The organism is Bacteriovorax sp. DB6_IX (assembly GCF_000447775.1).
Classification (GTDB): Bacteria; Bdellovibrionota; Bacteriovoracia; order Bacteriovoracales; family Bacteriovoracaceae; genus Halobacteriovorax_A.
Genome location: NZ_AUNJ01000466.1, coordinates 1 through 3350, shown reverse-complemented (window position 1 = coordinate 3350; position 3350 = coordinate 1). Strand labels below are relative to the sequence as shown.

3 protein-coding genes are annotated in these 3350 nt (G+C 35.6%); all 3 read right to left on the bottom strand.

What is annotated here, in order from left to right:
- Nucleotides 1-1149, bottom strand: a 1149-nt coding sequence (locus M901_RS14560; RefSeq protein ID WP_021278971.1) for a hypothetical protein, incomplete at its 3' end; no start/stop codon positions are given.
- Nucleotides 1149-1913, bottom strand: a complete 765-nt coding sequence (locus tag M901_RS14555) for an outer membrane lipoprotein-sorting protein (RefSeq protein ID WP_021278973.1) — start codon at nt 1911-1913, stop codon at nt 1149-1151. The genes M901_RS14560 and M901_RS14555, both read right to left, overlap by 1 nt.
- A 9-nt stretch (nt 1914-1922) precedes the next feature.
- A partial coding sequence (locus M901_RS14550; RefSeq protein WP_021278972.1) for an AgmX/PglI C-terminal domain-containing protein occupies nt 1923-3350 on the bottom strand: 1428 nt, incomplete at its 5' end.

Genomic DNA, 3350 nt, shown 5'->3' with positions numbered 1-3350 from the left:
TTTCCAAAAATCATTTAATCTTTGGTCATAGCCAATATTAATAAGCCACTCACCTTTTCTTTCAATATCAAGAAAAACTCCAAGTAGAAGCTCTTTTGAGTAAGCATCATTGAAAGTTAAACGGTGACCGATAAAGAGATCACTTTGAAAAACACTTATTTCTTGTCTTGTTTGTTGATCTGCTTCGAAGACCCTTTGATATTCAGTGAAAAAAGTAGAATCCCAGCCAATATCCCAAGTATGAGAATACTCATGCCCTATAGCAGCAGTTGTATAATCAATTGGTCTCCTTAAACCAGCACCGGTAAGGAAGTTTTGTCCATCTACAGTGTCAAACTTACTACTAAGCATCTCAAACTTAATAATATGCTCTCCTAAGAAGTAAGTGCTAGCAATCCCTAAATCAAGAACATCAAAATAGTAGGCACTTAAATCGCCGCTTGGAACGATTACCGTAGAGGTCACGACTGTATAATCTTTATAACCGACAATTGGTCTATTTCGATCAACGTGATTTAAGGCAAATGCCATAAAATCAAAATCTCCAATTTGTTTAGAATACGAAATACCAAATTGCCAAACCTGACGATCTTCGGTGTATTCAGAGCCTGAGACTCTAATCACTTTTTTAGGTTTTGCTCCGTCGGCTATTCTTGAATCGGCCGAAGGGAAGAAACTTTCTTCAAACATAGGAAAAGCATAGAGCTTGATATTCCCAAAATCAGATTCATTCTGGATGACTAAAGATAATTCACCCTTCTTATCAAAATTTTCAATATCACTATCTAGTAGTCGCGCATTGGCCACGTCTGCAGGATGAAAAGACTCCATTTTTGACCAGTTATAAATTTTATAACCTATATCAAAACGAAAGCCCATTGTTCCATAATATGAATAGTACAAGTCGTTTACATTCAAGTAACTATTCTCTCTATCTTTAGAGTTTGCTTTACCAATGATACCAAGTTTATATTCACCACCTAGAATTTCACCAGTATCTTCAACTTCAAAACTTGCGAAGCTTAGATCATTAATCTGATTACTCTTTTCTTTTGTATAACGGTGATATGAAAAAGAAATCTCCCCTCGTCCATCAGCATAAACAAGGGGAGAACTTATAATTAGATAAGATAATAGAAGTTTTTTCATTACTTTAATGCGTTCTTGTTGAACTTTCTTGATGGAATCTTAACTCCAATCTTTCTATCTTCCCAAGAGAAAACAGACTTCTTCTTATTTTGAACATTTGTCATGTCGATTTTATTGGCACGGAACAAATTCTTCCCGCCTACTTTATACTGTTTAAATCCACTAAAGATTGCAAACTTAAGTAGTTCACCACGCTTATTGTAGTACTCACTTTTTACCGCTGCTAAATACTTCTTCGATACATACATAGTCACTTTACTATAAGAGCTTTTTGATTTTGATTTTCTTTCTAAAACCCATGTATCCTGACCCTCAACTTTCTTTTCACCCTTTAGATCATATGTGTATTTATCAATAGACTGAGATCCTAAATCTTCAAAAGAAAACTCACTTCCCATGAAAGAGCTTCCCTTTGTCTTAGAGTTAATTCTTTTTACTCTTCTTAGAGAAGGTAGATAGAGCCATTGATCGTCATCATCTTTCTTATGGGCCCAAGTTAAAAGCTTCGTCCCCTTAACGTCAGCAGGCTTCTTAAAGTTCATAAGAGTTTTGTCAATAGTATCAGATTCACTTGAACTTCCTTCCATAACTCGAACAATCTCCTTACCTGTTGGATCGATTAGAGTTAATCTCATTGTTGAAGTTTCACCGATATAACCACTATTTGCAGCATCCATTTTCTTTGCGATTTCCCATCCCTTTTCAACAGATGCAAAAGAGAAAGAACTCACAACTAAAGATGCTAATACTAATTTTTTAAACATTAATGACTCCTAGAGCGATTTAGATTCTAAGTTAAATGGAGTGTTAATCTCCACGGAACCACCACCTTTTGGTCTAGGAAAAATGATAGTCTTTAAGTGACTAATCATACATCCCCTAACTCTTGCTGGTAGATTTTCCCCTGATGTTACAGATGCTCTCATGACGTGCCCCGAAGGTCCAATCAAAAACTTAAGACCTAGAATACCACTAATTCCAGCCTGTCTGACATCAAGCTCCTTTTGGTAACAATATCTAAATTGCGGAACATTTTCCAATAAAATACGGAGGACGTCATTTCTGTCCATCGTCCCTAGAATAATAGTTCTTTCAGGAATCCCCGCAGTAAAGACCTCTTTCTTAGAAGTTACACCATCAGTACCAAAACTTTTCGCTAACTTACCCTTTGTCGCACCGGTCAAAGATCCTGGGTTATTATTAACTGTTGCTCTTTTTATAGATGTATTTCCTGAACTACTAATTGTATTAGAAGTATCTTCGTAACTTTCTGAAACTCCACCTTTAGCAGCTGCTTGTGAAAGAGCTCCCCCCTTGGCCATTAGGCTTGAAATTGAAGAGTTAAAGTCTACAGATTTGTAAGTGTCTACTCTACCCTTATAATTTGGATTCTTCGTCACTTTCTTAACTGTTGATTTACGACGGGTACTTCCCCCTTTCGCTTTGGCAACTCTTTTAGGGGTCTTATTTACAGTCTTTCTTTTATTTGTTGATTTAGCAGGCTTTCCTTTTTTAACAAGGCCCACTTTCTTTGCAGTAGAGTCCCCCTTAGACTTTTGAATTTTCTTAGGCTGCTCTTTAGTTGCAACTTTTTGTTTCGAAGGCGACTTTACCTTGTTCTGCTTCTTAGACTTCTTTACAATTGGATCATGCTTCTTAGTTACTCTAAGTTGCTTTGGCTTATAAAGAATTCTTGCAATTCTCTCTGGAACCTTTTCTTTTTCAATCTCTTCATCTACTTCAATTAGACTTACCCCAGAAATAAATGCAAAAACTAAAATAAGACAAAGTATTAGGTATTTCTTAAATTCAGGATCTTTTCTTAAAATTGGAGCACTTTTGACAATAGGAGGTGCCTCATCTCCCTTTACAAAGATTTTAATATCTTCCTTATCAAAGAGAAGGATATCCTCTTTACTTAGGAGAACATTATCACCTGTCTGTCCAGACTCTGAGAATGACTTTTGCTTAAACCCCGGAACAGAATTAACAAAAATTTCTTTGTTCTTTATCTCGATAAACGGAATTTTTTCTTCTTTTCCAAGATAAGGAAATTCAATATCTTTTAAAGAGTTCGAAACACCAGATAGTCTATAGATTCCATTCTCATCTGGGATATAATCAACAGAGATAATTTTATCTTTAAAAAGTACAATGACTTCTGCAGCTTTTTTACTAACATCATACTTAAAAATTGGCTC